General features: G+C 62.4%; 16 protein-coding genes. 7 read left to right on the top strand and 9 right to left on the bottom strand.

Going from position 1 to position 20,543, the window contains the following annotated elements; translation table 11 throughout:
- Positions 1 to 48: 48 nt before the first annotated feature.
- From M2397_RS21475 to gshB, 7 genes are all read right to left on the bottom strand, one after another.
- A complete protein-coding gene (locus M2397_RS21475; protein ID WP_259244365.1) occupies positions 49 to 1,320 on the bottom strand; it encodes a dihydroorotase in 1,272 nt (423 codons plus the stop codon).
- Positions 1,317 to 2,321 carry an aspartate carbamoyltransferase catalytic subunit gene (locus tag M2397_RS21470; protein ID WP_131697499.1) on the bottom strand — a complete coding sequence of 335 codons (1,005 nt, stop codon included), beginning with the start codon at positions 2,319 to 2,321 and terminating at the stop codon, positions 1,317 to 1,319. Before M2397_RS21470 ends, M2397_RS21475 begins: the two co-directional genes overlap by 4 nt.
- Before the next feature lie 24 nt (positions 2,322 to 2,345).
- Entirely contained in the window at positions 2,346 to 2,852 is a 507-nt protein-coding gene (gene pyrR / locus M2397_RS21465) for a bifunctional pyr operon transcriptional regulator/uracil phosphoribosyltransferase PyrR (RefSeq protein ID WP_131697498.1), read from the bottom strand.
- Between the two features lie 83 nt (positions 2,853 to 2,935).
- Positions 2,936 to 3,373, bottom strand: coding sequence for a Holliday junction resolvase RuvX (gene ruvX, locus M2397_RS21460; RefSeq protein WP_005792259.1), 438 nt, complete (start codon positions 3,371 to 3,373; stop codon positions 2,936 to 2,938).
- Positions 3,373 to 3,942, bottom strand: coding sequence for a YqgE/AlgH family protein (locus tag M2397_RS21455; RefSeq protein WP_090401661.1), 570 nt, complete (start codon positions 3,940 to 3,942; stop codon positions 3,373 to 3,375). Before M2397_RS21455 ends, ruvX begins: the two co-directional genes overlap by 1 nt.
- Positions 3,943 to 4,030: 88 nt before the next feature.
- Positions 4,031 to 4,936 carry an energy transducer TonB gene (locus M2397_RS21450; RefSeq protein ID WP_131697497.1) on the bottom strand — a complete coding sequence of 302 codons (906 nt, stop codon included), beginning with the start codon at positions 4,934 to 4,936 and terminating at the stop codon, positions 4,031 to 4,033.
- Positions 4,937 to 5,013: 77 nt separating this feature from the next.
- Positions 5,014 to 5,967, bottom strand: coding sequence for a glutathione synthase (gshB, locus tag M2397_RS21445; protein ID WP_053128013.1), 954 nt, complete (start codon positions 5,965 to 5,967; stop codon positions 5,014 to 5,016).
- A 239-nt stretch (positions 5,968 to 6,206) separates the two neighbouring features.
- Here gshB and pilG point away from each other — a divergent pair, with 239 nt between their 5' ends.
- The 7 genes from pilG to M2397_RS21410 all read left to right on the top strand — a co-directional run bounded on the left by pilG (position 6,207) and on the right by M2397_RS21410 (position 17,812).
- Positions 6,207 to 6,614, top strand: coding sequence for a twitching motility response regulator PilG (gene pilG / locus M2397_RS21440; protein WP_027606081.1), 408 nt, complete (start codon positions 6,207 to 6,209; stop codon positions 6,612 to 6,614).
- 46 nt (positions 6,615 to 6,660) lie between these two features.
- Positions 6,661 to 7,026 carry a twitching motility response regulator PilH gene (gene pilH / locus M2397_RS21435; RefSeq protein ID WP_034116227.1) on the top strand — a complete coding sequence of 122 codons (366 nt, stop codon included), beginning with the start codon at positions 6,661 to 6,663 and terminating at the stop codon, positions 7,024 to 7,026.
- Between the two features lie 12 nt (positions 7,027 to 7,038).
- A complete protein-coding gene (locus M2397_RS21430; protein WP_131697496.1) occupies positions 7,039 to 7,563 on the top strand; it encodes a chemotaxis protein CheW in 525 nt (174 codons plus the stop codon).
- A complete protein-coding gene (locus M2397_RS21425) occupies positions 7,560 to 9,611 on the top strand; it encodes a methyl-accepting chemotaxis protein (protein ID WP_259244363.1) in 2,052 nt (683 codons plus the stop codon). The genes M2397_RS21430 and M2397_RS21425 overlap by 4 nt, the downstream gene beginning before the upstream one ends.
- Positions 9,612 to 9,708: 97 nt before the next feature.
- Positions 9,709 to 15,531 (top strand): Hpt domain-containing protein, encoded by a 5,823-nt coding sequence (locus M2397_RS21420; RefSeq protein WP_259244362.1) that lies wholly within the window; start codon positions 9,709 to 9,711, stop codon positions 15,529 to 15,531.
- On the top strand, positions 15,524 to 15,979 hold the full coding sequence (locus M2397_RS21415; protein ID WP_131697493.1) for a chemotaxis protein CheW: 456 nt from the start codon (positions 15,524 to 15,526) through the stop codon (positions 15,977 to 15,979). Before M2397_RS21420 ends, M2397_RS21415 begins: the two co-directional genes overlap by 8 nt.
- Before the next feature lie 162 nt (positions 15,980 to 16,141).
- A complete protein-coding gene (locus M2397_RS21410; RefSeq protein WP_405046465.1) occupies positions 16,142 to 17,812 on the top strand; it encodes a BCCT family transporter in 1,671 nt (556 codons plus the stop codon).
- Positions 17,813 to 17,870: 58 nt separating this feature from the next.
- Here M2397_RS21410 and M2397_RS21405 read toward each other — a convergent pair whose 3' ends face one another.
- Complete coding sequence (locus M2397_RS21405) at positions 17,871 to 18,593, bottom strand: 3'-5' exonuclease (protein WP_259244361.1); 723 nt, start codon at positions 18,591 to 18,593, stop codon at positions 17,871 to 17,873.
- Positions 18,590 to 20,470, bottom strand: coding sequence for a DUF294 nucleotidyltransferase-like domain-containing protein (locus M2397_RS21400; RefSeq protein WP_131697492.1), 1,881 nt, complete (start codon positions 20,468 to 20,470; stop codon positions 18,590 to 18,592). Before M2397_RS21400 ends, M2397_RS21405 begins: the two co-directional genes overlap by 4 nt.
- Between the last annotated feature and the right edge of the window lie 73 nt (positions 20,471 to 20,543).

Raw genomic sequence — 20,543 nt, 5'->3', positions numbered from 1 at the left:
CATAAAAACTGTAGGAGCGAGCAAGCTCGCTCCTACAGTTTTTATGGCTCAAGCCTGGTAGCTGATGCGCCCGTCCACCAAGGTGTAGCGCACGCTCGTCGGCAGGCTATGGCCGATGAACGGGCAGTTCTCACCTTTGGACAGCCAGTGCTCCCCGGCAACCGTGGAGCCGGCCGGGTCAAACAGCACCAGGTCTGCCGCCGCACCTACCGCCAGTTTCCCCGCCGGCAGGCGCAAGGCCTTGGCCGGGCCGGTGCTCAGGCGTGCCAGCAGGGTCGGCAAGTCGAGCAAACCGTCTTCCACCAACGTCATCGCCAGTGGCAGTAAAAGCTCCACGCTGCTGATGCCCGGCTCTGTCGCGCCAAATGGTGCCAGCTTGGCATCCCGCTCGTGGGGCTGGTGGTGGCTGGAAATCGCCGAGACCACACCGGATTTGACTGCCGCACGCAAACCGTCACGATCGGCCTGTGTGCGCAGCGGCGGTTGTACGTGGTAAAGGCTGGAGAAGTCGATCAGCGCCTCGTCCGTCAGCAGCAATTGATACAACGCCACGTCCGCCGTCACCGGCAGGCCACGGGCCTGGGCCTGGGCGATCAGGGCCACGCCCCGGGCGCTGGTCAGCTGGCTGAAGTGCGCGCGCACGCCACTTTGTTCCACCAGCAGCAGGTCACGGGCCAGGGCTACGGTTTCAGCGGTTTCCGGAATGCCCGGCAAGCCGAGGAAGCTGGCGACCGCACCTTCATGGGCCAGGCCGCCTTCGGCCAGGTCGCGGTCCTGGGAGTGGAAGATCACCGTCAAGTCGAAGGTGGCAGCATATTCCAGGGCGCGGCACAGGGTGCGGGTGCTGCGGAAACTCTCCAGGCCGTTGCCGAACGCCACGCAACCGGCGTCGCGCAAGGCAATCAGTTCGGCGAGTTGTTCGCCTTCCAGGCCTTTGCTCAGGGCGCCGATGGGAAACACTTTGCAATTGCCGGCTTCGCGCGCACGGTCGAGGATCAGCTCGGTCACGGCCGATGTGTCGAGCACCGGTTTGGTGTGCGGTGGGCAGCACAGGCTGGTGACGCCACCGGCTGCGGCCGCGCGGGTCTCGCTGGTGATATTGCCTTTGCGGCTGTAGCCCGGCTCGCGCAGGGCGACGTTCAGGTCCACCAGGCCGGGCGCGGCCACCAGACCTTTGGCATCGATCGTCTCGCTGGGGCTGAAATCACGGGGGGCGGCGCCGATGGCGATGATCTTGCCGGCTTCCAGATGCAGATCGGTAATGTGATCCAGGCCGCTGGCCGGATCGATGACTCGGGCGCCGAGAATGCTGAGCTTCACTGGGCCTTCTCCTGCTCGAATTGACGTTGCGCGGTTTGCCCGCTCATGGCCATGGACAACACCGCCATGCGCACGGCGATGCCATACGTGACCTGGTTGAGAATCACCGACTGGTTACCGTCGGCCACCGCCGACTCAATCTCCACGCCTCGGTTGATCGGCCCCGGGTGCATCACGATGGCATCCGGCTTGGCGCCGGCCAGGCGTGCGGTGGTCAGGCCGAACAGGCGGTAGAACTCGCCCTCGCTCGGCAGCAGCCCCCCCGACATGCGTTCGCGCTGCAGGCGCAGCATGATCACCACGTCCACATCCTTGAGGCCTTCGGTCATGTCGGTGTAGACCTTCACGCCGTATTGCTCGACGCCGATGGGCAGCAGGGTTTTCGGCGCGATCACGCGAATGTCCGGGCAACCCAGGGTTTTCAGGGCCAGCATGTTCGAGCGTGCCACCCGCGAATGCAGGATGTCGCCGACGATGGCCACCGAAAGGTTTTCAAAGCTGCCCTTGTGCCGACGAATGGTGAGCATGTCGAGCATGCCCTGGGTCGGGTGGGCGTGACGGCCGTCGCCGCCGTTGATGATCGCCACCTGCGGGCATACATGCTCGGCAATGAAGTGGGCCGCACCGGAGTCGCCGTGGCGCACCACGAACATGTCGGCGGCCATGGCTTCCAGATTGCGCAGGGTGTCGAGCAGGGTCTCGCCCTTGCTCGCCGACGAGGTGGACACGTTTAACGTGATCACGTCGGCCGACAGCCGTTGGGCCGCCAGTTCAAAGGTGGTCCGTGTACGGGTGGAGTTCTCGAAGAACACGTTGCAGATGGTCTTGCCGCGCAGCAGCGGGACTTTCTTCACCGCCCGGCCGCCCACTTCGAGGAACGAGTCGGCGGTGTCGAGGATTTCGGTGAGCAGTTCGCGGGGCAAACCGTCGAGGGACAAGAAGTGTTGCAACTGGCCCTGAGCATTGAGCTGCAGCGGGCGCTTGGCATCTAGAGGCGTCATCGCGGGGACTCTTTACAAGGCGGTTTAAAGGGCAAGGTCTTGCAGTTCGAGTTCGAGCGGCGTGGGACCGGACAATTTTACTCGCTGGCTGGCCTCAAGGGACAGCGTGGCGCCAACCACGTCCGGGCTGATAGGCAGTTCGCCTGCCTCCAGGTCCAGCAGACAGACCAGGGTGATGCTGGCCGGGCGCCCGTAATCGAACAATTCATTCATGGCGGCGCGGATGGTACGGCCGCTCATCAGCACGTCGTCGATCAGCACCAGGTGCTGGCCTTCAATCTCGAACGGCAGGGCGGACGGGCGCACTTGTGGGTGCAGGCCGTTCTGGCTGAAGTCGTCGCGGTAGAAGGACACGTCCAGGGTACCCAAGGGTGAGTCGCTGCCCAGTTCTTCCAGCAACGCTTGGGCGACCCACACACCGCCGGTGCGAATACCGATAAAGCGCGGTTCGCTGATGCCACGGTGTTCCAGGTGCGTCTTGAGGCTAACCGCCATCTGGCGGATCAGTTCGGCGGGGTTTGGCAGACTCATGGTGGCTCCTTCAAGGCCTTGCGCGGCGGGGGCGACGACAAGGTCCGGGCTCAAACGTAAGAAGACGCGGCAAGCCGCGTCAGTCAGGATTCAAATAAAGCAGTGTTTTCATCCAGCCAGCCTTGCAACAGCAAGGCGGCGGCAATGGCGTCCACCGGGTTGTCGCGGTAGCTGCCCTTCTGGCCGCCACGGTCGCGGCGCTCGCCCTTGGCTTCAAAGGTGGTCAAGCGTTCATCGTGGGTATAGAAGGGCAGGTTGTAGCGGCCGTTAAGGCGGCGGGCGAACTTTTCGGCGCGCAGGCACATGTCGCTGGGGGTGCCGTCCATGTTGAGGGGCAGGCCGACCACCACGGCGTCGGGCTTCCACTCTTTAATGAGGGCTTCGACCTGGTTCCAGTCCGGTATGCCGTTCTGGGCCTTGAGGGTGCACAGCTCGCGGGCCTGGCCGGTGATCACCTGGCCAACCGCTACGCCGATCTGCTTGGTGCCGTAGTCAAAGCCGAGGATCAGACGCAAGGCCATCAGGCGTGCCCCGCCTGGCTGGTCAGCAGGCTGAGGTTGACCCGCAGCTTGGCCGCGGCGGCTTCCAGGCGCAATTCGCTTGCGGTATTGAACAGGATGTCGGCATCGAACGGGCAGGTCAGCCAGGCATTGCTGGCCAGTTCGGCTTCCAGCTGCCCGGCTTCCCAGCCGGCGTAACCCAGGGTGATCACACTTTGCTCAGGGCCCACACCGTCGGCGATGGCGAACAACACGTCCTGGGAGGTGGACAGTGAGACCCCGTCCAGGTCCACCGTGGCCTGGAACTTCGGCCCGGTCGGGTGCAGCACAAAGCCGCGATCGGTCTGCACCGGTCCGCCGATGTAGATCTGTACGCCCTGGCAACGGGCCGGTGGGTCGACCTCCGGGCGCAGTTGTTCAAGGATATCGGCCAGGTTCAGCGCCTGCGGGCGGTTCACCACCAACCCCATGGCACCATTGGCCGTGTGCTCGACGATGTAGGTCAAGGTCTGCGCAAAGTTCGGGTCGGCCATATGGGGCATGGCGATCAGGAATTGGTGCTTGAGGTAGGTCGGGCTGACATTTTTCATGTCCGCTAGTGTGGCGTTGGAGGGGCGAACTGACAAGCTGGACGTGACCCGAATACAGTGCTGTCGGCTTTTCTGTAGGAGGGCGCTTTCAGTTGCTGGAGAGGCGGTCACCCTTGGCAAACTTCCAGGTGCGGATGATTTCCAGGCGGTCCACATCGTTCAAGTCCCCGGTAAACGGGGCAAAGGGCGCGGCCAGGCGCACGATGCGTTGGGCGGCCTGGTCCAGCAGCGGCTGGCCGGACGACTCCAGCACCTGCACTTCATATAACGTACCGTCGCGGTTGATCGACACCAATAGGCGTAAATTGCCGTAAATCTGCTGGCGCCGTGCCTCTTCCGGGTAGTTGAGGTTACCGATGCGCTCGACCTTCTTACGCCACTCGTCCTTATACCAGGCGCCCTTGTCACGCATGGTCGAGGCCGCGTTCAAGCGATAGATGCGCGGACGCTTGGCATAAAGCTGTTGTTCATGGGCCAGTTCGGCCTCCAGGCTGGAAATTTCGTCAGACAGTGTCGAGCTATCGAACGTCGGCGCCGGCTTCACGGGCTCCGGCTGCGGCTCGGTCTTGGTTTTCTCGCGCTGGACCGGGGCTTTTTGCGGCTTGGGTGCGACGGTGGTCACCGTGGGCTTGGGCGTGGCCTGTTTGACTTCAGGCTTGGGCGCCGGCGGCGGTGTGACCTTATTGACCTTGTTGTCCTGGAAAGGCGCCACTTCGGTAGTCTTGGGAATCGCCTTTTTGTCCAGGGTGCCACTGCCCTGTTGGTTGTCCTGGGCAAGAAAATCCGCCTTCTCGGGCTTCTTTTCACTCTTGAACGTGGCGAGGGTGATTTCCAGGGTCTTGGTGATCTGCTTGGGCTCGACCATGGTGAAACCCACGCCGAGGATCAATGCCAGGTGAATCAACGCGGCCAGGAACAGGGTAAATCCGAGCCGATCAGCCGGGCGCACGCCGCTGTGGGAGAGTTCGGGGGGCAGATCGGACGGGAGTGTCATGACAAGAAAACCAACATCGCGCGTTTCACAGGTCGGGCATGATAGCGCAATGTTGGTGTGTGTCCGGCTGTTCTATATCACTTGGCCTGCAGCTTGCGCTCGATGGCAGCCATCAACATTTCACCGATGTTGGTGCCAAATGCGTTGTCGATCTCGCGAATGCAGGTCGGGCTGGTGACGTTGATTTCGGTGAGGTTTTCACCAATCACGTCAAGGCCAACAAACAGCAAACCCTTTTCCCGCAGGGTCGGACCAACTTGGCTGGCGATCCAGCGGTCCTTGTCGGACAACGGCCGCGCTTCGCCACGACCGCCGGCCGCCAGGTTGCCACGGGTCTCGCCCGCCGCCGGGATACGCGCCAGGCAGTAATCCACCGGCTCGCCGTCGATCATCAGGATGCGTTTGTCGCCGTCCTTGATCGCCGGCAGGTAGGCCTGGCCCATGATCTGCTGGGTGCCCAGGGCGGTCAGGGTTTCGAGGATCACCGACAGGTTGGGGTCGCCGGCGCGGTGCCGGAAGATCGAGGTGCCACCCATGCCGTCCAGCGGCTTGAGGATCACATCGCCGTGCTTGGCGGCGAATTCACGCAGCACATCGGCGCGGCGGCTGACCACGGTAGGCGGCGTGCACTGCGGGAACAACGTGGCGAACAGCTTTTCATTGCAGTCGCGCAGGCTCTGGGGTTTGTTGACGATCAGCACGCCAGCGCGCTCGGCCTGCTCCAGCAGATAGGTGGAATAGACGAACTCCATGTCGAACGGCGGGTCCTTGCGCATCAGGATCACGTCGAGGTCGCTCAGGGGGCTGTCGATTTCGTCCTGCAGTTCGAACCACTTCTCGGGGTTGGCAAACACCTGCAGCGGGCGCATGCGTGCACGGGCCTCGCCGTCGCCCTGGTAAAGGTCGCGCTGTTCCATATAGAACAGGGTCCAGCCGCGGGCCTGGGCGGCCAGGAGCATGGCCAGCGAGCTGTCCTTTTTATAGGAAATGCTGGCGATAGGGTCCATGACAATGCCGACGCGAACGCTCATGGGGGATTTCCTCTAGCAAATTAGGGCGCATAAAAGTGGCGTCAGAGTGGCGCTGCGGTTGTTGTGGGTCAAGGAAAAACCACCGGGCGGGTGCCTCGATAGATTGCTCCCCGAGACTGTGCTAAAAAGACTGCCACGGCGCAGCAGCCCTTGAAATCCAAGGCCTGCGGCGCTCATCCTGTGCAACATCAGGCAGTACGCACCGAAAACCGATTCGCTGTGGCGATGGTAGAGCAGATATGGAACAGCATTCCAACGCCTTGAGAGTGATGGTAATCGACGATTCGAAAACGATCCGCCGCACCGCCGAGACGCTGTTGAAGAACGTGGGCTGCGATGTCATCACGGCCATCGACGGTTTCGATGCCCTGGCCCGGATTGTGGATCATCACCCGCACATTATCTTTGTCGACATCATGATGCCGCGCCTGGATGGCTATCAGACCTGCGCCCTGGTGAAGAACAACCCGGTGTTCAAGTCGATCCCGGTGATCATGCTGTCCTCCAAGGACGGCCTGTTCGACAAGGCCAAGGGGCGCATCGTGGGTGTCGATCAGTTTTTGACCAAGCCTTTCAGCAAGGAAGAACTGCTGAGTGCGATCAAGGCCTATGTGCCTGGGTTCGCCGCAGTGGAACAAGCACACTGACGTCGCCTCACAAGGGCCGGCGCTGACCAATGTAGCGGGGAAAACCATGGCACGAGTTCTGATCGTCGACGATTCGCCGACCGAAATGTACAAATTGACCGGCATGCTCGAAAAGCATGGTCACGAGGTTCTCAAGGCCGCCAACGGCGGCGATGGCGTGGCGCTTGCCCGCCAGGAAAAACCTGACGCGGTATTGATGGACATCGTGATGCCGGGCCTCAATGGGTTCCAGGCCACGCGCCAACTGACCAAAGACAAGGAAACCGAGCACATCCCTGTGATCATCATCACCACTAAAGACCAGGAAACCGACAAGGTGTGGGGTACTCGCCAGGGCGCCAAGGATTACCTGACCAAGCCTGTGGACGAGGAAACCCTGATCGCCACCCTGAACAAGGTGCTGGCCGGCTGACGGCACGCCATCATGACCGAGTCGCAAACCGCCTTCGAGTTACTGCTGGACATCGACCGCCGCTGCCGGCTGCTGGCCGCCGACCTGCCATCCCAGGAAACCCGCCTGCAACGCTGGAGCGGGATTGGCTTTCGCCTTGGGCAGCATTGGTATGTCGCGCCCATGGGCGAAGTCGCCGAAGTCCTGCATGAGCCACGCTGCACTTTAATGCCTGGGGTCAAGGCCTGGGTCAAGGGTGTTGCTAACCTGCGCGGGCGTTTGCTGCCGGTGATGGACCTGGGCGGCTTCCTTGGCCTTGAGCTGTCCAAGGCGCGCAAGCAACGGCGGGTGTTGGTGGTGGAATACAACGATCTGTTTGTCGGGCTGCTGGTAGACGAGGTGGTGGGGATGCAGCATTTTGCACAAGACGCCTTGCTGGCGAACACCAGCCTCAGCGCGCCGTTTATCCAGGGTCACTTCGATGGTGAGCCGCTGTGGCAGGTCTTCAGCCCCTTCGCCCTGGCCCAGGCCCCTGGCTTCATGGATGTCGCCGCATGACCACCGCGACTACGCCCAAACCCCAGGCCGGCTCACGCAGCCGCTCACAGATCATCGTGCTGTTTATCGCGCTGATCGTGTTCATCATGCTGCTGTTCGCCAACTTCGCGTACCTCAACACCCAGTCCACCTACGACAAACAGTACATCGGCCACGCCGGTGAACTGCGCGTGCTGTCCCAACGCATCGCCAAGAACGCTACCGAGGCCGCCGCCGGCAAGGCCGCCGCATTCAAGCTGTTGGGCGAAGCGCGCAACGATTTTGCCCAACGCTGGGGTTACCTGAAAAAAGGCGACCCGCAAACCGGCCTGCCCGCTGCGCCCAATGCGGTCCGCGCTGAAATGCGCGCGGTGCAGACGGACTGGGAAGCGCTGCTGAAAAACACCGACGCGATCCTCGCCAGCGAACAGACCGTGCTGTCCCTGCACCAAGTGGCCGCGACCCTCGCCGAAACCGTCCCGCAATTGCAGATGGAATCGGAGAAGGTCGTCGAGATCCTGCTGCAACGTGGCGCGCCGGCCAGCCAAGTGGCCGTGGCCCAGCGCCAGTCGCTGCTGGCCGAGCGTATCCTGGGCGCGGTCAACACCGTGCTGGCTGGCGACGAAACCGCCGTACAGGCCGCCGATACCTTTGGCCGCGACGCCAATCGCTTCGGGCAGGTGCTCAATGGCATGCTCAACGGCAACCCCGGGCTGCGCATCACCCAGGTCGAAGACCACGATGCCCGTGCGCGGCTGGCGGAAATCGCCGAGCTGTTCGAGTTTGTCTCCGGCTCCGTGGATGAAATCCTCGAAACCTCGCCGCAGCTGTTCCAGGTGCGCGCCTCGGCGAGCAATATTTTCAACTTGTCGCAAACCCTGCTCGATGAAGCCTCGCACCTGGCCACCGGTTTTGAAAACCTGGCCAGCGGACGCAGCTTCGACACCATCGGCGGGTATGTGCTGGGCCTGCTGGCGTTGATCTCGATCATCCTGATCGGCCTGGTGATGGTGCGCGAAACCAACCGCCAACTGCATGAGACCGCCGAGAAGAACGAGCGCAACCAGAATGCGATCATGCGCCTGCTCGATGAGATCGAAGACCTGGCCGACGGCGACCTCACCGTGACCGCCTCGGTGACTGAAGACTTCACCGGCACCATCGCCGACTCCATCAACTATTCCGTGGACCAACTGCGCGACCTGGTGGCCACCATTAACCTCACCGCCGGGCAAGTGGCGGGTGCCGTGCAGGAGACCCAGGCCACCGCCATGCACCTGGCCCAGGCGTCGGAGCATCAGGCCCAGCAGATCGCCGAAGCCTCCACCGCAATCAACCAGATGGCCCAATCCATCGACCAGGTATCGGCCAACGCGGCCGAATCCTCGGCGGTGGCGGAGCGTTCGGTAGAAATCGCCAACAAAGGCAACGAGGTGGTGCACAACACCATCCACGGCATGGACAACATCCGCGAACAGATCCAGGACACCGCCAAGCGCATCAAGCGCCTGGGCGAGTCGTCCCAGGAGATTGGCGACATCGTCAGCCTGATCGACGACATTGCCGACCAGACCAATATCCTCGCCCTCAACGCCGCGATCCAGGCCAGCATGGCCGGGGATGCCGGACGCGGCTTTGCGGTGGTGGCCGATGAAGTGCAGCGGCTGGCCGAGCGTTCATCGGCGGCCACGCGGCAGATTGAAACCCTGGTGCGCGCAATCCAGGCCGACACCAACGAAGCCGTTATCTCCATGGAACAGACCACCACCGAAGTGGTGCGGGGGGCACGGTTGGCCCAGGACGCCGGGGTGGCCCTGGAAGAAATCGAAGGCGTGTCGAAAACCCTGGCCGCGCTGATCCAGAGCATCTCCAACGCGGCGCAGCAACAGACCTCGTCGGCGGGGCAGATCTCCCTGACCATGAACGTGATCCAGCAGATCACCACGCAGACGTCATCGGGCTCCACCGCCACCGCTGAAAGCATCGGCAACCTGGCGAAGATGGCGAGCCAGTTGCGCAGGTCGGTGTCGGGTTTCACCTTGCCTGCGGCCAAACAGGCCGATGATTGAAATGCGATCCAAATGTGGGAGGGACTTGCCACCTCCCACACTAGATCTCCATTGGCTTTGAGATCCAAGCAACCCACGAATTCTAAGCGGAGCAGTTATGGTTGATCGGCACGACTACGTGGCCCTCGAATGGGTCAAGGGCGACATTGCCGAAACCCTGAAACAGGCCCGTTCGGCGCTGGATGCGTTTGTCGAGACCCGCGACGATGACGTGATCAGCCAATGCCTGGCCGCCATCCACCAGGTGCATGGCGCGCTGCAAATGGTCGAGTTCTACGGCGCGGCGCTGCTGGCCGAAGAGATCGAAGAACTGGCCCTGGCGCTCCAGGCCGGGCAGGTCAGCCAGCGCGAGGAAAGTATCCGCCTGCTGCAACAGGCCCTGGGCCAACTGCCGTTGTACCTCGACCGTGTGCACAGCGCCCGCCGTGATTTACCGCTGGTGGTGCTGCCGCTGCTCAACGACCTGCGCAGTGCCCGCGGTGAAAGCCTGCTGTCGGAGACCAGCTTGTTCAGCCCGCAACTGCTGTCGATTGCGCCGCTTCCCGAGGACGCCCTGGCCCAACGCGCGCCGGCCGACGTTCAGGAGCAACTGCGCCAGTGGCACCAACTGCTGCAACAAGCCCTCGCCGGGCTGCTGCGTGAAGACCACGGCCCGAGCAACCTGGAAGACATGGCGCGGGTGTTCGCGCGCCTTGAAGCGCTGTGCCAGGGCGCGCCGCTGTTGCCGCTGTGGCAAGTGGCGTCGGCGCTGGTCGAGGGCATGCTCACCGGTGTGGTCGCCAACAGCCCGGCACTGCGCAGCCTGCTCAAGGCCAGCGACAAGCAGCTCAAGCGCCTGCTGGCACAAGGCATTGGCGGGATCAACCAGCCGGCACCGGATGAGCTGCTCAAGAGCTTGTTGTTTTACGTCGCCAAAGTCACTCGACCGACCCCGCGCATGCAGAGTTTGAAAGAACGCTACAGCCTGGATGAGGCCTTGCCCGACAGCGCGGTGGTGGATGCCGAACGCGCGCGCCTCGCCGGGCCGGATCGTAACGCCATGGGCTCGGTGCTTGGTGCGTTGTGTGAAGAATTGGTACGGGTCAAAGAGCGCCTCGACCTGTTCGTGCGCAGCGACCGCCAGCACACGAGCGACCTCGACGCGCTGCTGGCGCCCCTGCGACAGATTGCCGATACCCTTGCGGTGCTGGGGTTTGGCCAGCCGCGCAAAGTCATCATCGACCAGTTGGCCGTGGTATTGAGCCTGGCCCAGGGGCATCGTGAGCCCAACGACGCGGTGTTGATGGACGTCGCTGGCGCGCTGCTTTATGTGGAAGCCACGCTGGCGGGAATGGTCGGTACCGTCGAGCCGGAAGGCCACGAAGAAAGCCGTCTGCCCACCACCGACCTGACCCAGATCCACCAGTTGGTCATCCGCGAATCCTGCCAGTGCCTGCGGCAAGCCAAGGAGCTGGTGATCGACTGTATCGAAGCCGATTGGGACCGTCAGCGCCTGGAATCCCTGCCGGAACTGCTGAGCCAGGTGCGCGGCGCGCTGGCGATGATCCCCTTGCCCCGCGCGGCAAGCCTGATGCGTGGTTGTACCGATTACGTCGACGAACAGTTGATGGTCAGCGATCGCCCGCCGTCGGAGGTGCAACTGGAGCACTTCGCTGACGTGATCAGCAGCCTGGAGTACTACCTCGAACGCATGCTCCAGGACCCTGACGCAGCCGGTGAACGGGTGTTGGAACTGGCCACCCAAAGCCTGGCTGCGCTGGGCTACCTGCCCGCCGAAAAACCCTGGCGCCAGGCGCTGGCAGCACCCGATGGCGCGCTGTCGAGCGAGGTTGCGCCCAGCCAGTCCCAGTTCGACGCACTGGCCAACCCCACTTCGCGCCTCAATCCGCCTGCCTTGCAACGCCCCGGTAGCCTGCTGCCGCCGCCGGCCGATGAAGCGCCCATCGACGATGAACTGCGCGACGTCTTCCTCGAAGAAACCGACGAAGTCCTTGAGGTGCTGCACTGCCACCTGCCCAACAGCGCAGACAAAACTGCCCAGGGCGAAATGCGCCGCGCCTTCCACACCTTGAAAGGCAGCGGTCGCATGGTGCGTGCCCTGGTGCTGGCGGAGCTGGCCTGGGCCGTGGAAAACCTGCTGAACCGTGTGCTCGAGCGCAGCGTAGCCCTCGGCCCCGAGATACAGCAGGTGCTGGATGACGCCGTGGCCCTGCTGCCGGAATTGATCGCCGACTTCGCGACGGGCGACCAACACCAGCGCGATGAGGTCGACGCGCTGGCCGCCCGTGCCCACGCCTGGGCCAACGGCGCTGCCGCATCGGCCGCCGAACCCCACGATCCGATGTTGCTGGAGATCTTCCGCAACGAAGCCCAGAGCCATCTGGACAGCCTCAACCACTTCCTGCAACAGGCCGCCGAGCATGTGCCGCTGCAAGTCAGCGATGAGCTGCAACGCGCCCTGCACACCCTCAAGGGCAGCGCCTACATGGCCGGTGTGCTGCCCATTGCCGAGCTGGTACGCCCACTGGATCACCTGACCCGCGAATACAAAGCTCATCGCCTGCCGCTGGACCTGGACGAAGTCGAGTTGCTGCTGGAAGCCGAAGGCCTGTTCCAGCGTGGGTTGCGCCAACTGGACCGCGATCCCCTGGTGCCGATCAAGGGGGCGGATGACTTGATCCACCGTACCCAGGCCCTGCTCGACCATCAACTCGCCGCGCAGCTGGACGCACCCAACACGGGCTCGCGAATCAAGCGCGACCCGCAACTGATCGCCAACTTCCTGGCCCAGGGCATGGACATTCTGCTCGACGCCGAAAGCCTGCTGCGCCGCTGGCAACAACACCCCGGCGAACGCCAGGAACTCACCGCGTTGCTGGATGAATTGACCACGCTGGGGGAGGGCGCGCACGTCGCCGACCTGCACGCCATCGATGAACTCTGCGAAGCCTTGCTCGACCTCTACGGCGCCGTGGAAGAAAGCAGCCTGGCGGTCAGCGAGCGGTTTTTCCATGAGGCCGAGCAGGCCCATGAAGCGCTGATCAACATGCTCGATCAATTGGCCGCCGGCCAGGAAATCATCCCGGCGCCGGCCCGCGTAAACGCCCTGCGCGAACTGTTGGACGATGCTCTGGACCCTGCTGCCACCGGCCTGATCAAAAGCGACGGCAGCCGCGCCCTGAGCATCTCTGAACTGGGCGCCGCCACGGCGCAACTGCAGCATGAAACAGCGATCGACGATGAGCTCGTGGAGATCTTCCTCGAAGAAGCCGTGGATATCCTCGACAGTGCCGGACAGTCCCTGAAACGCTGGCTGCTGGACCCAGAGAGTGCCGCGCCGTTGTCGTCACTGCAGCGCGACCTGCACACCCTCAAGGGCGGCGCGCGCATGGCTGACATCGGGCCGGTGGGCGACCTGGCGCATGAGTTGGAGTGCTTGTACGAAGGCCTGGTGGATCGGCGCTACAGCTACTCCAGCGAGCTGTCTCAGGTGCTGATGGCCAGCCATGAGCGGTTGGCCTTGCAACTGGAGGAGCTGCAGCACCATCAACCCTTGAGCGACAGTGCCGAGCTGGTCGCCAGGTTGCGCGCGCTACGCCAGGGCGGCATGCCGGCTGCACAGGCCGCCCCACCTGCGGAAACGCCGGGCACCGACCCGGAGTTGCTGGACATCTTCCTCGAAGAAGCCGCCGACATTCTCGACAGCTCCGGCAGCGCCTTGCTGCGCTGGCAGGCCGAGCCGAACAATCGCCAGGAAGTGGAAACCCTGCTGCGTGATTTGCACACCCTCAAGGGCGGCGCACGCATGGTCGAGATCGGACCGATTGGTGACCTGGCCCATGAGCTGGAATTTCTCTACGAAGGGCTGTCCGCCGGTTTGCTCGCGCCGTCCGCCGAACTGTTCGCGTTGCTGCAAGGTTGCCACGACCGCCTGGCACAGATGATCGACGCCGTGGCGGATGGGCTGCCGGTGGGCTCGGTAGACAGGCTTATCGAACGGATCAAGAGCCTGGTTCACCCCAGCGATGAGCCAGTGGTGCCATTGGCGTTGCCCGCAGGCAAGGCCGATGCGGTGGTTGATCCCGCCGCCGACATGGTGAAAATCTCCGCCGACCTGCTCGACGACCTGGTCAATCTGGCGGGAGAAACGTCGATCTTTCGTGGCCGTATCGAGCAGCAGGTCAACGACGCGCGCATTGCCCTGCATGAAGTGGAAACCACCATCGAGCGTATGCGCGACCAACTGCGTCGCCTCGATACCGAAACCCAGGGGCGCATTCTCAGCCGTCAACAGGCCGAGGCCGAGCGCCTGGGCTACGAAGAATTCGACCCGCTGGAAATGGACCGTCATTCGCAGTTGCAGCAACTGTCCCGCGCGCTGTCCGAATCCGCCTCCGACCTGCTCGACCTCAAGGACACCCTCGACCGCCGCAACGAAGATGCCCATGATCTGTTGCAGCAACAGGCGCGCATCAATACCGAGTTGCAGGAAGGCCTGATGCGCACGCGCATGGTGCCCTTCGAGCGCATGCTGCCGCGCCTCAAACGCATCGTGCGCCAGGTGGCGGGCGAGTTGGGCAAGGACGTGGAGTTCATCGTCGGCAATGCCGAGGGCGAAATGGACCGCAATGTGCTGGAGCGCATGGCGGCGCCGCTGGAACACATGCTGCGCAACGCCGTCGACCATGGCCTGGAATCACGCGATGCGCGGTTGCTGGCCGGCAAACCGGAGAAGGGCCGCATCACCCTGGACCTGACCCACGAAGGCGGCGATATCGTTTTCGACATGCGCGACGACGGTGCCGGTGTGCCTCTGGAAGCGGTGCGGCGCAAGGCGATCAAGCGCGGTTTGCTCGCCCCTCATCAAGAGATGAGCGACCGTGATGTGTTGCAGTTCATCCTGCAGCCGGGGTTCTCCACGGCGGAAAAGATCACGCAGATTTCCGGGCGTGGCGTGGGCATGGACGTGGTGCACGAAGAAGTGCGCCAGCTCGGTGGCTCGATGGTCATTGACTCGACGCCGGGGGAGGGCGTGCACTTTCGCATTCGCCTGCCGTTTACCGTGTCGGTCAACCGGGCGTTGATGGTGCAGTGCGCAGACGACCAATACGCGATCCCGCTCAATACCATCGAAGGGCTGGTGCGTGTGCTGCCCCATGAACTGGCGGGGCACTACCAGCAGGATCCGCCGTGTTATGAATATGCCGGCCAACGCTACGAGTTGTTTTACCTGGGCGACCTGCTGCACACCGTCGGCCGTCCGAAACTATTGGGCCAATATCAACCCGTGCCGGTGTTGCTGGTGCAGTGCAATGAGCGCCGCGTAGCAGTGCATGTGGACGCCATGGCCGGCACCCGGGAGATTGTGGTCAAGGGCCTGGGCCCGCAATTCTCCGGGGTGCAGGGGTTATCCGGCGCGACCATCCTGGGTGATGGGCGCGTGGTCTTGATTATCGACTTGCTGGCGCATATCCGCGCCCGGCAACCGGCCTTGCCGGCGCAGCCGGTGGATGCTCCGTTGATCCTCAACGACCCGCTGAAAAAGCGCCCGCTGCTGGTGTTGGTGGTGGACGACTCGGTCACCGTGCGCAAAGTCACCAGCCGCCTGCTGGAGCGCAACGGCATGAACGTACTCACCGCCAAAGACGGCATCGACGCCCTGGCCGTGCTCGAGGAACATACGCCCGACCTGATGCTGCTCGACATCGAAATGCCGCGCATGGACGGCTTCGAAGTCGCCATCCATGTGCGCAACGACCCCCGGCTGATGCGCCTGCCGATCATCATGATCACCTCCCGCACCGGCCAGAAACACCGCGACCGTGCCATGGCCATCGGCGTCAACGACTACCTGGGCAAGCCGTACCAGGAATCGGTGCTGCTCGAGAGCATCGCCTACTGGAGCAAATCCCGTGCTTGACCACCGCACCAGCCAACTCACCGGCCTGCTCCTGCCCCTGGCCGACCGCCACCTGGTACTGCCCAACGTCGCCATCGCCGAGTTGATCGACTTCCAACGCGGCGAACCGGCCAGCGACGCACCGCCGTGGTATTTGCGGCAAGTGACGTGGCGGGATCGGCAAATCCCGTTGATCAGCTTTGAAGCGGTGTGCGGCGAGGCCAGCGTGACCGGCGAACGCTCGCGGATCGTGGTGTTGAATGCGCTGGGCGGGCGGCCGACGTTGAAGTTTATTGCAGTGGTGATCCAGGGAATTCCGCGCTCGTACAAGCTCGACAGCGAATTGAGCTATGTGGACGTGCCGCTGTGCCCATTGGAACTGGCAGCGGTGCAGGTGGGGGAGCATGTGGCGAAGGTGCCGGATTTGATGGGGTTGGAGGCGTTACTGGTCGAGTCTGGATTGGCTTGAGGCGCGGCGATCCGGTCCTGATTATCGATAAGTCTTAAAGTGTGTTTGCACATATGTGCGGCGAAGCTTGTAGGATGTTCGCCTAGCATCTCTCGTTAACCATAGGAACAGCGGAGCAGATAAGGGTGCGCGCGACCGCACACCACTTTCAAGGAGGCCTGTATGGCTGAAAAACCTATGGCTGATCTACCAGCCAACCCTCATTCCTCGGGCGAGGAGGGTATCCCTGCTCCGAGCGGGGCCGCCAACCTGATTGATACCGATTATGTAATCGGGCAAGACAACATCAAAGGCGAGTTTTCTTTTTCGCTGGATATCCACGGCAAGGTCTTCATTATTTCGGCGGCGACGATCGTGCTGTTCGTCATCCTGACGCTGGCCTTGCAGAACGAAGTCGAGCCGCTGTTCAGTGCGATACGCAATTGGTTGACCGCTCACCTGGCCTGGTTCTTCATGAGTGTGGCCAATATTTTCGTGGTGCTGTGCTTTGCGCTGATCGTTTCACCGCTGGGCAAGGTTCGCCTCGGGGGCCGGGACGCGAAGCCGGACCATTCGTACGTGGGCTGGTTTTCAATGCTGTTTGCCGCCGGCATGGGCATTGGCTTGATGTTCTACGGGGTCGCTGAACCCATGTCGCATTATGCGGCGTCGATGGGCGGTGTGACCCTTGATCCCAACGGTGTGCGCACCGATTGGGCGCCGCTGGGCGGTGCCGCGGGGGATATGAAGGCATCCGCCGACCTGGCAATGGCCGCGACCATATTCCACTGGGGCCTGCACCCTTGGGCGATCTATGCGATTGTCGCGCTGTCGTTGGCGCTGTTTTCGTATAACAAGGGTTTGCCGCTGTCGATACGGTCGATTTTCTACCCGTTGCTGGGTGAGCGTGTGTGGGGCTGGCCGGGGCATATCATTGATATCCTGGCCGTGTTCGCTACCTTGTTCGGCCTCGCGACATCCTTGGGGATCGGCGCGGAACAGGCGGCTGCGGGTATCGAATACCTGTTTGGTATCCAGTCGACGAACCTGAGCAAGGTGGTGCTGATTATCGGCATCACGCTGATCGCCCTGTGGTCGGTGCTTTCCGGCCTCGACAAGGGCGTCAAGATGCTGTCCCAGATCAACATGGGGCTGGCCTTGCTGCTGTTGCTGTTTATCATCATCGTGGGCCCGACCCTGGCTATCTTCAGCGGTTTCTTCCACAACCTGGTGACTTACGCCGAGTACCTGCCTGCGCTGTCCAACCCCTTCGGCCGCACCGACACTGAGTTCACCCAGGGTTGGACTGCGTTCTACTGGGCCTGGTGGATCAGTTGGTCACCGTTTGTCGGTATGTTCATCGCCCGCGTGAGCCGTGGCCGTACCGTGCGTGAGTTCCTGATCTCGGTGCTGTTGGTGCCTTCGCTGGTGTCGGTATTGTGGATGACCACCTTCGGCGGCACCGCCATTGACCAGACCACGCTCCAAGGCTTCATGGGCGTCAAGGATGCCGTGCTGGAGCTCAAGCTGTTCGCCATGCTGGGGCATTTACCGCTCAAGGAAATCACCTCGTTCCTGGGGATTATCCTGGTCATCGTGTTCTTCATCACCTCTTCAGACTCCGGTTCGTTGGTGATTGACACCATTACGGCAGGCGGCAAGGTTGACGCGCCGGTACCGCAGCGCGTGTTCTGGGCGGTCATCGAAGGCGTGATCGCCATTGCCTTGTTGCTTGGCGGCGGTCTGGTCGCGCTGCAGGCCATGGCGGTTTCCACGGGCCTGCCGTTCGCCATCGTGCTGATGCTGGGCTGTATTTCCCTGGTCAAGGGGCTGATGTCGGAACCAAGGTCCTGAATTTAACGCTGTGAATAAAAGGTGCGCTCAGGGCGCACCTTTTTTTGGGCGCGGTGCTTCAATCCCATAGCGTCTGGATCGGCGTGTCGGGCGAGTAGTGATGGGCGATCTGCGCCTGGAGCAATTCCGCCGCGGCCAGCGCATCGGTGAGCGCGTGGTGGGCGTGATAGCTGGGCAGATGATAGCGCTCGCGGCTATCGGCGAGCCTGATCGATGGCTGCGCACGGCGCAGCAGCCGGTCAAGCCAGCTTCGGTTGCCACGGTGCATGCGCGCTTCCAGTTGCATAGTATCGATGACCGGAAATTGCAGGCCCTCGCCCAACTGGCGGCGCAGTGCCTGGTCCAGAAAACCGCGTTCGATATTCCGGTAATGCACCACCATTACATTGCCGGCCATGGCTTCGAGCAATGCGTCCAGCACCTCGGACAACGGGGGCGCATGCAATACGTCCGAATGAGTAATGTGATGGAACGTCACCGAGTGTTCGTTCAACTCTGACGGCGGTTTGATGACCCAGTAGAGCGCTTGCCCACAGCGTATGCGCTTGAGCGTAAATGGGATCAGACCGATGCTCACAATGTTGTGCGCGTTGGGGTTGAGGCCGGTGGTTTCCACATCCATGGCCAACAGTTGCACCTGTTCTATCGGCGTCTGCGGTGCGACCGTCCCGGCGCGATAGAATTTTTGCAGGCTCGGATGGCGTGCTTCCTGCGCCAGGGTCCGGAACCGGCTCGCCCAATCCAGATGCGTGCAAGGCCCAGGCGTTGAAGAATGCTTCACGGGTTTGGCCGTCCTTTTGCCGGATAGCGAAACCGCAGGAAGCTCTGCGCATTGCTCAACACTTGGAAAGCTTCCTTGAGGTTATGCCGCTCGCTGGAGGAAAAACGCTCCGGCTCGATGTAGTTGTCTGGCGTTTCGCCTTGTTCCATGGCTTCAGCTTGGTGGCGGATGCGCACCATGGAAAGAAACTCCAGGGCATAACGTAGATGTTCGACGGCCTCCGGTTGTATCAGTTGGGTGCTGCTGATCGCCTCAAGCCGGTCAAGCGAGTTCTGCGCGGTGCTGGCACAGGCCAGGGCATGGATGCGAATCAGGTCGGTGAGCGGCGCGGTGCCGCGCCCCTTGAGATTGATGATGCGTTTTTGCCGCCCATCCGTTTCGACCACGAACGTGCGGAAAAACCCCAAGGGTGGCGTGCGGTTCAGGGCAATGCGCGCCATGGCATGCAGAAACGCTGGATGTCGACTGGATTTTTGCGCGCACAGCGTTTTGAGTGTCTGCACCAGTTCAAGCTGACCATACACGCCGTCCAGGTCGAAAAAGATGCAGCTATTGAGCAGCGTGGCGGGGTTGGGCTTTTCTATCCATTGCTCAAAGTAGGCACGCCACACGCGTAGCGGCTGACGCCACTGATCGTTAGTCGCCATGATGCCACCTTTGCAATAGCTGTAACCGCACGCCGCGAGGCCGTCGCTGACAAAGGCGGCGAGGCTGCGAAAATACTCGTCGTGCAGTGCCGGGTCGAAGCTGTCGTCGAGCACCAGGGCGTTGTCCTGATCGGTGACCAGCAATTGCTCATCGCGTGCCATCGAGCCCAGCACCATGAAGCAGTACGGTACCGGCGGCGGTCCCAGCCGCTTTTCGGCCAGCTCCAGCAGGCGCTGGGTGAACGCTCGGCCGATACCGGAAATAGCGCTGCCGATCATGTGCGCGGTAGCGCCATCACGCACCATGCGGATATAAGTGCCGCGTAGATCGCGCAGCAGTTCGCGCAGGCCTTCGACCGAGGTTTGGTTGGAGATGCGATTGACCAGGTACAGGCTGCTCTGGGATTCGTAGCGGATGATGTCCGACAAGTTGATCAGCCCCAGGGTGCGGCCCTTGTGCATCACCGGCAGGTGATGAATATTGCGGCGCAGCATCACCAGCATGGCTTCGAACACCGAATCGTCAGCTTGTATCGCTGCGGGATCGGAGGTCATGACCTCGCTGATCGCGGTGGCGGTGTCGCTGCGCGCCGCTGCGACTACGCGGGTGCGCAGGTCGCGGTCGGTCACAAGGCCCACCATCTTGGCGTGCGGCCCGTCGCCAGGCGCCATCACGACGACGCATGAAACGCTTTGCTCGGTCATCACCTTGGCGGCTTCGTGCACGGATGTGTCGGCGCTCACCCACACCAGGGAGCGCGAGATCAGCGCGCGACTTTTCAGCTGGATCAGCTCGCTCGCCCGTCCCTGGGACTCCACTGCGCTCTTAAGCCGGGAGTGCCCTTCGGCTTCGACGAAGTCCGCAAAGGTATCGTGTTGTGCGCACAATTCGGCGAACAACTCGGCGGGGATAAAGTAGATCAGGCTGTCTTCCAGCGCCTTGGCCGGAAAGCGCACTTTATTGCTGCGCAACAAGCCGGCCTGGCCGAAGAGATCGCCCTCGACCAGGCGGTTATAGAGCTCGCCGTTGCGTCGGTAGATTTCCACGGCGCCGCTGCGCACGTAATGCAGATGCTGGACAACCGCGCCCGCTTCAAGAATGTCGGCGCCTGCCTTGAAGTAACTGACCTCGATGCGACGGGCGATAGCCTCGAGCGATTCAAGCGGCAGCGCATCGAAAGGCGGGAAACGGTGAAGGTGGTCGCGAATCTCCTGTAACTCGATCTGCATGGAACCTCGGAGATGAAAGTAAGGGAAAAAAGCCGTCTCAAATGGCCGACGTTCCCAACCTTACCATTTGTGA

It is taken from the genome of Pseudomonas sp. BIGb0381, assembly GCF_024809815.1.
GTDB lineage: Bacteria > Pseudomonadota > Gammaproteobacteria > Pseudomonadales > Pseudomonadaceae > Aquipseudomonas.
The sequence above is the reverse complement of the archived record's forward strand: the minus strand, read 5'-3'. Positions and strand labels throughout refer to the sequence as shown.

Coding starts and splice junctions, on each gene's coding strand:
- M2397_RS21470 (WP_131697499.1), bottom strand. CDS start 2,321: ATGACGCCTCTAGATGCCAAGCGCCCGCTGCAGCTCAATGCTCAGGGC.
- pyrR (WP_131697498.1), bottom strand. CDS start 2,852: ATGAGTCTGCCAAACCCCGCCGAACTGATCCGCCAGATGGCGGTTAGC.
- ruvX (WP_005792259.1), bottom strand. CDS start 3,373: ATGGCCTTGCGTCTGATCCTCGGCTTTGACTACGGCACCAAGCAGATC.
- M2397_RS21455 (WP_090401661.1), bottom strand. CDS start 3,942: ATGAAAAATGTCAGCCCGACCTACCTCAAGCACCAATTCCTGATCGCC.
- M2397_RS21450 (WP_131697497.1), bottom strand. CDS start 4,936: ATGACACTCCCGTCCGATCTGCCCCCCGAACTCTCCCACAGCGGCGTG.
- gshB (WP_053128013.1), bottom strand. CDS start 5,967: ATGAGCGTTCGCGTCGGCATTGTCATGGACCCTATCGCCAGCATTTCC.
- pilG (WP_027606081.1), top strand. CDS start 6,207: ATGGAACAGCATTCCAACGCCTTGAGAGTGATGGTAATCGACGATTCG.
- pilH (WP_034116227.1), top strand. CDS start 6,661: ATGGCACGAGTTCTGATCGTCGACGATTCGCCGACCGAAATGTACAAA.
- M2397_RS21430 (WP_131697496.1), top strand. CDS start 7,039: ATGACCGAGTCGCAAACCGCCTTCGAGTTACTGCTGGACATCGACCGC.
- M2397_RS21425 (WP_259244363.1), top strand. CDS start 7,560: ATGACCACCGCGACTACGCCCAAACCCCAGGCCGGCTCACGCAGCCGC.
- M2397_RS21420 (WP_259244362.1), top strand. CDS start 9,709: ATGGTTGATCGGCACGACTACGTGGCCCTCGAATGGGTCAAGGGCGAC.
- M2397_RS21410 (WP_405046465.1), top strand. CDS start 16,142: ATGGCTGAAAAACCTATGGCTGATCTACCAGCCAACCCTCATTCCTCG.
- M2397_RS21400 (WP_131697492.1), bottom strand. CDS start 20,470: ATGCAGATCGAGTTACAGGAGATTCGCGACCACCTTCACCGTTTCCCG.